At 64.4% G+C, this 6,725-nt stretch carries 8 protein-coding genes and 1 tRNA gene; 5 read left to right on the forward strand and 4 right to left on the reverse strand.

The genetic code is table 11. From position 1 onward, the window contains the following. Nucleotides 1-3 precede the first annotated feature (3 nt). Complete coding sequence (locus AX681_RS01595) at nt 4-912, reverse strand: M20/M25/M40 family metallo-hydrolase (protein ID WP_197422069.1); 909 nt, start codon at nt 910-912, stop codon at nt 4-6. Between the two features lie 111 nt (nt 913-1,023). Here AX681_RS01595 and dapB point away from each other — a divergent pair, with 111 nt between their 5' ends. The 3 genes from dapB to AX681_RS01610 all read left to right on the forward strand — a co-directional run bounded on the left by dapB (nt 1,024) and on the right by AX681_RS01610 (nt 2,531). Continuing rightward, entirely contained in the window at nt 1,024-1,752 is a 729-nt protein-coding gene (gene dapB, locus AX681_RS01600; protein ID WP_066664912.1) for a 4-hydroxy-tetrahydrodipicolinate reductase, read from the forward strand. After that, complete coding sequence (nth, locus tag AX681_RS01605) at nt 1,749-2,411, forward strand: endonuclease III (RefSeq protein WP_066664915.1); 663 nt, start codon at nt 1,749-1,751, stop codon at nt 2,409-2,411. Before dapB ends, nth begins: the two co-directional genes overlap by 4 nt. 43 nt (nt 2,412-2,454) lie before the next feature. Next, nucleotides 2,455-2,531 (forward strand) — tRNA-Arg (locus AX681_RS01610). Nucleotides 2,532-2,587: 56 nt separating this feature from the next. Here the strand turns inward: AX681_RS01610 and AX681_RS01615 are convergent. The 3 genes from AX681_RS01615 to AX681_RS01625 all read right to left on the reverse strand — a co-directional run bounded on the left by AX681_RS01615 (nt 2,588) and on the right by AX681_RS01625 (nt 4,083). Then, nucleotides 2,588-3,085: a Dps family protein gene (locus AX681_RS01615; protein ID WP_066664918.1), complete on the reverse strand. Its 498-nt coding sequence runs from the start codon at nt 3,083-3,085 to the stop codon at nt 2,588-2,590. Nucleotides 3,086-3,188: 103 nt separating this feature from the next. Next, nucleotides 3,189-3,755 carry a TMEM165/GDT1 family protein gene (locus tag AX681_RS01620; protein WP_066664922.1) on the reverse strand — a complete coding sequence of 189 codons (567 nt, stop codon included), beginning with the start codon at nt 3,753-3,755 and terminating at the stop codon, nt 3,189-3,191. Nucleotides 3,756-3,765: 10 nt separating this feature from the next. Beyond that, nucleotides 3,766-4,083, reverse strand: a complete 318-nt coding sequence (locus AX681_RS01625) for a hypothetical protein (protein WP_156442951.1) — start codon at nt 4,081-4,083, stop codon at nt 3,766-3,768. Between the two features lie 233 nt (nt 4,084-4,316). Here AX681_RS01625 and rpmG point away from each other — a divergent pair, with 233 nt between their 5' ends. Both rpmG and AX681_RS01635 read left to right on the forward strand, forming a co-directional pair. Beyond that, on the forward strand, nt 4,317-4,484 hold the full coding sequence (gene rpmG, locus AX681_RS01630; RefSeq protein WP_066664926.1) for a 50S ribosomal protein L33: 168 nt from the start codon (nt 4,317-4,319) through the stop codon (nt 4,482-4,484). A gap of 491 nt (nt 4,485-4,975) precedes the next feature. Beyond that, nucleotides 4,976-6,550: a hypothetical protein gene (locus AX681_RS01635; protein ID WP_066664928.1), complete on the forward strand. Its 1,575-nt coding sequence runs from the start codon at nt 4,976-4,978 to the stop codon at nt 6,548-6,550. Nucleotides 6,551-6,725: the final 175 nt, after the last annotated feature.

A 6,725-nucleotide genomic window follows, 5' to 3' on the forward strand; every position in this document is an offset into this window, starting at 1 on the left:
CGTCTAGCGCCCGGCCTCCTTCGCAATCACCCCCAATTCCCGATCGAACATCCGCGCCGCCAGCAGTGCCGTCGCCGCCGATCGCGCGAAAAAGTCCTTGGGGATAGCGTCGAAATCGTCGCCGGGCTGGTGATAGTCGGGATAATCCTCGACCCCCAGATAGGCGAAGGGGATGCCCCGGCGGTGGAATGCATAATGGTCCGACCCGGCGGTCCAGTCGTCGCTGCCCTTCCACGGCGGCCCGTCATGCCCGATCTTGAGCGTGACCGGCGCGGAACCCGCCAGCGCCTCGAACCGCGCACGCAGAAACGGGTAATGATGCGCCCCGGCGATCCAGAGCTCGCCCGTGTCGCTGCGGCTCATCATGTCGAGGTTGAGGTTCAGCGCGATCCGCTCCATCGGCACCGGCGGCTGCTCCAGAAACGCGTGCGCGCCATACATGCCCTGCTCCTCGGCATCCCATAGCGCGAAGATCACGTCATGCGTCGGCCGGCTGCGCGCAAAGTCCGCTGCGATCGCCAATAGGGTCGCGACTCCAGATGCATTGTCGTCGGCGCCATTCAGCACCTTGCCGTCGCGCGTGCCGAAATGGTCGTAATGCGCACCAATCACCAGCACCCGGTCGCTGCTCCCGGTCCCGCGAATCCGCCCGACCAGATTGATGCCGTTGAGCGTCTGATCCTTGTGCTTCGCGGTGAACGGCTGTTCAAACCCGTCCCCGAACGGCTCGATCCCGATTCCCCGCATCCGCGCGACCAGATAGGCGCGCGCCTTGGCCGATCCCGGCGTGCCGACCAGCCGCCCGGCCATGTCGTCGGCGGCGAGGATGCGGACATCCTCGAACAACTGCTCCGGGGAAGCGGCGGCGGGCGTGATCAGGGCGGCGGCGAGCAGGAGCGAGCGAAGGAACATCGCCGTCCGCTTTGCCACCAACCGCCGCCCCCGCAAGCGAAAAGCTGAGGCGCACGATCCCGCAACATTTCCCCTGTTGCAGTCGCGCGCTTGCCCCGCCAAGCACGGCGCATGACCAGTATCGGCATTTACGGCAGCCTCGGCCGCATGGGCACCGCGATCCGCGACATTCTGGCCGTGCAAGGCGTGCGCCTGGCCGGCGGTGCGGATGCAGGCGATGATCCGGCGGAGCTGGCCCGCGCCGCCGATGCGCTGGTCGATTTCTCGACCGCCTCGGCGCTTGGCGTCCACCTCGCCGCCGCACGTGATGCCGGCACCCCGATCGTGATCGGCACCACCGGCCTCACCGCCGCGGACCATGCCGCGATCGACGAGGCCGCGCGCGACATCGCGGTGCTCCAGACCGGCAACACCTCGCTCGGCGTCGTGCTGCTCGCGCGGCTGGTGCGGGAGGCCGCGACCCGGCTCGGCCCCGACTGGGATATCGAGATTGTCGAGGCGCATCACCGGCACAAGCTCGACGCGCCCTCGGGCACCGCGCTGATGCTGGGCGAAGCGGCCGCCGCCGGGCGCGGCGTCGCGCTGGGCGAAGTGCGTGTCGCCGACCGCGCCGGCCTGTCGGGCGCGCGCGCGGAGGGGACGATCGGCTTCGCCTCTTTGCGCGGCGGGAGCATCGTCGGCGACCACAATGTGATCCTCGCGACCGAAGGCGAACGCATCGAACTGGCGCATTATGCGCAGGACCGCGCGATCTTTGCCCGTGGAGCCGTTCGCGCCGCGCTGTGGCTCGCGCACCAGCCGGCCGGGCGCTACACGATGGACGCGGTGCTGGGCCTTTGAAGAACGCCGACGTTTTCGCCTTTTTCGAGCGGCTGGCCGCGGCCAATCCGCATCCCGAAACCGAACTCGAATCGGTCAATGACTACACGCTGCTCGTCGCCGTCGTGCTGTCGGCGCAGGCGACCGATGCCGGGGTCAACAAGGCGACCCGACGCCTGTTCGCGCAAGTCGACACCCCCGAAAAGATGGTCGCGCTGGGCGAGGACGGCCTCAAGCAGCACATCAAGACGATCGGCCTGTTCAACAGCAAGGCCAAGAACGTCATCGCGCTGTCCGAAGCGCTGATCGCGCAGCATGGCAGCCAGGTGCCCGAGGATCGCGACGCGCTCGAAAAGCTCCCCGGCGTCGGGCGCAAGACCGCCAATGTGGTGATGAACGTCGCGTTCGGTCACGAAACCTTCGCAGTCGATACGCACCTGTTCCGCGTCGGCAACCGCACCGGCCTTGCGCGCGGCAAGACCCCGCTGGCGGTCGAGAAGAAGCTGGAAAAGGCGGTGCCCCAACCCTTCCGCCTGCACGCACACCACTGGCTGATCCTGCACGGCCGCTACATCTGCAAGGCGCGCACGCCCGAATGCTGGCGCTGCCCCGTGGCCGATCTGTGCGCGTTCAAGCCGAAAACGCCCGCGCCCAAGGGTTGGCAGCCACCCGCCGTTTAACGCTGGCGTCGGTCGCGCGGCTTTGCTAGGCGCTGCATCCCACGCACCCGTAGCTCAGCTGGATAGAGCGCTGCCCTCCGAAGGCAGAGGCCAGGGGTTCGAATCCCTTCGGGTGCGCCATTATTCCCAAAATCCGGATCGTCGCCGGACAGCATCGCGGCCCGGCTCGCGATCTCTCACCCCTTGCGGCTGGTCTCGAACAGGAACCAGGCGCGCTCCTCGGCCTGGTCGGTCCAGTCATCCAGGATGCCGCTGGTGGCGTTATCCTTGGCGTCGTCGACAATGTCCTTCGCCTCGCGCAGCAGTTCGACCAGCTTGAGGTTATCCTCGCGCAGTTCGGCCAGCATCTGGTCGGCGCTGACGAAATCGGCGTCATTGTCCTTGATCGTCTGGCGGCGCGCAATGTCGCCGATCGAGCGAAGCGTGGTGTTGCCGGTCTTGCGCACCCGCTCGGCAATCGCATCGGTGGTGGCCAGGATCTGCGCGGCCTGCTCGTCGAGCATCAGGTGATAGTCGCGGAAATGCGGCCCCGACACGTGCCAGTGGAAATTCTTGGTCTTGAGGTACAGCGCATAGCTGTCGGCCAGGATGCCGTTCAGCGCGTCGGCCACGCTCTTGGTGTCGTTGCGGTTCAGATCGGTCGGCGTCTTCAGGTTATTGGCGGTATCGGCCATGTCGGTGTCCCTCATTGGCGGGTTGAGTCGGAGATGAAACGACTCTCTGCCATTTGGGGTCCATCGGCGCGCGCGCAATTGCCCGATCAGGCTAATTGACAGGCTAGATCAGTCGCAGCGCACCCGCCCCCACGACCGCACCGGCCAGCAGCGCCACGAACCCGAAGCCGATCCGAAACGCGCGGATCGGCAGCTGCCGCCAGCTCAGCTCGCCCATCAGTGCCGCGGCGAGATGCACGACGAAGATCGCGGCACAGGCCCCGCCAAAGGCAAACCACGGCGTCGGCCCGCGCACGCCCAGCGCCAGCGTGAAGAACTGCGTCGTATCGCCCAGCGCGAGGGTGAACACGCCCAGCAGCGGCGTCAGCAACGCACCCAGCCGCCAGCGCTCCAGCCGGTCAGGGGGCTTCAGTCGCCATAATGCCCCCATCGCCGCAAAGATCAGCGCGAGCGCGAGCAGCAGCTGCTTGGCATTGGGGGTGAGCAGCGGGGCGATCAGCAGCGCGCCGGTCGCGGCGATGGCATTTCCCCCGGCATGGGCGAGCAACGCGGCAAAGGCGACGGTGAACGGGCGGCCATAACGATCGGCCAGGATCGCGACGAGCCAGGCCGAGCGGTCCCCGGCCTGGACCAGCAACGCGGCGATGAACGCAGGGACCACCGCCTCCATGAACGCCCTTCTAGCTGGCGAGCCGGATCGAGCAAGCCGCCGCGAAGGCCGCGTCGGTCCGCGAATCGGTGCGACCGCACGCCACCGCGTCGCGCAGCAGCGACAGCCCGTCCGCGATCATCGGCCCGCGCTGACCCGACGCCAGCGCCGACTCGATCGCATGGACGATGCACACCGCAGGGGTCAGGCCATTGGCCATCGCGATGCGGCGAATCGCGTCGAGATCGGCGGCAAGGTCGGAGGTGGCGGCGCGGGCGGCGCGCGCGCCGATCGAATCGATTCGCTGGTGCAGTTCGTTGGTCAGCACCCAATTCTGTCCGCCCGTCATGCCCGGCTCCCGCATCGCTTCATCTCATGCCTGCAGCGTGCGACAACATGGTGAACAACTCGCTAACAGTGGCTACCAGGTGATCCGGGCAAGCGGGAAGGGCGCTGTGTTCCACGCCGAATCCTTCCCTGCGCTTGACATCGCTGCATCAAACCGGCATGCGCCCCCTCCTGACAGCGGCCTGCCAGCGCGCGGCCGCTTTATTCGTTTTTGATTTTTGCAGGACCCGGGCGATGGCCAAGCCGACTACCGTCAAGATCAAGCTCGTCAGCACCGCTGACACCGGCTTTTTCTATGTGACCAAGAAGAACCCGCGCAACCAGACCGAGAAGCTGAGCTTCCGGAAGTATGATCCCGTCGTGCGCAAGCATGTCGAGTTCAAGGAAGCGAAGATCAAGTAAGACCGGCGCCAGCCGATCTTCCGCAGCCCCGGCAAAGGCCGGGACCGCGCGCCATACAAAAAGCCGCAGGGGGGGAGCCTTCTGCGGCTTTTTGCGTTCCTATCGACTGGGTTCGAGACGCGATCGTCGACGACAGTCGGGTGTTGACCCCCTGCAAGTGCGATAAGGAATTCCGTTCCCGGATCGTTCCGGTCGGACAACGTTGGCAATCACGCGAGCGATGTCATCGACCAACCGCAAAATGAGTCTGTTCAGGGGCTCCGGAGAGAATGGGCGTGCACTTCCTTACTCGGCGAGAAAGTTTGGCTCTCATTGGGGCGCTCGGGGTCGCTGCGTGCGGGAAGGGGAGTGGCAGCGGGACCATTTCCACTCCTTCACCAACACCGACACCGGAGCCATCTCCCGCTCCGTCTCCATCGCCCTCTCCCAGTCCGTCGCCGGCGCTGCCGCCAATTGCTGCCGTTTGGCTCGATCCCTCGGACCTGACCAGCATGCGGCAAGAGCGAACGGGGGAGAGCGCGACAACGCCTGTCGCGGTCGGTGACCCCATCGGGTCGATCAAGAATAAGGGGACGAAGGGCGGTTGGTTCACGACCAGCGCTGACAACCGACGACCGATTTTGCGGCAGACGGACGGTCTTTACTGGCTCGAAACCGATGGCGTCGACGATTATCTGGAACTCGACGGTCTAGCGCTGGACCTTGCGCAGTTGAACATGTTCACCGGCATCCGGGTTCTGACCGACACATACTCAAACGGCATCATCACTTTCCAATCGGCTTCGAACACCGATGTGAACCGTGACGACGGGGGCTTTTTCGCGATCAACGGCATGGGGGAACTGGTTTGGCGAATGGGTTCGCCGGTTATGGTGACGAGCATTCCTGGCATCATGTGGAAGACGCCGCATGTGGTAGAGCTACGCAATCCGGGGAATGATGTCACCGCGACAACATGGGTCAACAACGCGCCGGGTAATGTGAGCGCCACTGCTACTACACTTGGGCCCATGGCCGGTAAGTTTCTGATCGGCGCAAGACAGGTGGGCAGCGAAGCCGTCGGTAGTTTCGGTCATTTGGGATATTATTCGATCATAGCCGCCGATGAGGTGCTGACCGACGCTCAGCGGGACGTGATTCGAGATTATTGCTATAGCAAGACGCGGGTCGAACAGCCGCAATATCCCAAGATCACGAACCGGTCCCAGCGCGACGCCGCGCGCAATAAGCTGATTGCAGAAGTGTTTTCCGGTGCGCGTATCCCCACCGACGTTGCGACCTTGGCGGCGGAGAGTGCCTCGGCAGTTCGTTTTGACGGCGTGACAGGACTTGCCGCATTTCAAAAGATGACGATCCCCGGGTACACGCTGCGGCCCCGTATGCTGACCCCCGCCTCGGGCCTTCGCAACGACATCGCGGTGCTGGTCTGGATTGGACACTCCGCAGGCATTTGGGCGTATAATGTGCCGAGGATCTCACAGCTTCTCATTAACATGGGGATCCGGGTGATCGTGCTGCCGCTACCTGACAGTTCGGTCGGCGATGACACTGCGGGCTCGCCCGGCGACCATGAGAAAAACCAAACCCCCCTGAAGAGTTGGGCGGGTCCGGCGAGCATCGTGATGAACACGCTCCGCGCAGACTATCCGACGATGGACTTTTACATGGCGGGTATCTCGGGCGGCGGCTGGGCAACCCAATTCTGTGCCGCACTTGACGACCGTGTCATCGGCTCGGCCCAGTTTGTCGGGTCGTTTCCGCAGTTCATTTACATTCCCCGCGATTGGGAACAGCGGTTGCCCGGCATTACGGCGAGTTTCCTCGACATGTACCTGCTCGCCGCGTCAAACGGTTGGCACAACCATGTCCTTTACGAAAATGATCCGGCTGGATTCAACCGCGTGTTGTACGATTCGCAAGGCATCGACTGGCATACAGTCTTGGGAGAGATGGCGAGCGCGTTGGGTGGCGACTATGATTTGTCGTGGGTCGATTGGGACGAGCACAACTTCCAGCTCGACAGCTTCACCGCCCAGTTCATTGATCGCCTGCCACCGAGAAGGTGATCAGCCAAAGGCCTGGGCTGTGTACTTGATCAACTTTCGCTTTGGAGCCTGATTCAATGCTTTTGTTTGGGACGGAGGCATAGGCTGGGTCGGTCGTTGAGCTCGTCGAGCGCGGCTGAGTGAGATTAACTCGTTGCTGCCGCGGGGTCGGAGCAGGACGCGGCGGGTAGATATC

This window comes from Sphingomonas sp. CCH9-E2, from assembly GCF_001557215.1.
GTDB lineage: Bacteria > Pseudomonadota > Alphaproteobacteria > Sphingomonadales > Sphingomonadaceae > Sphingomonas.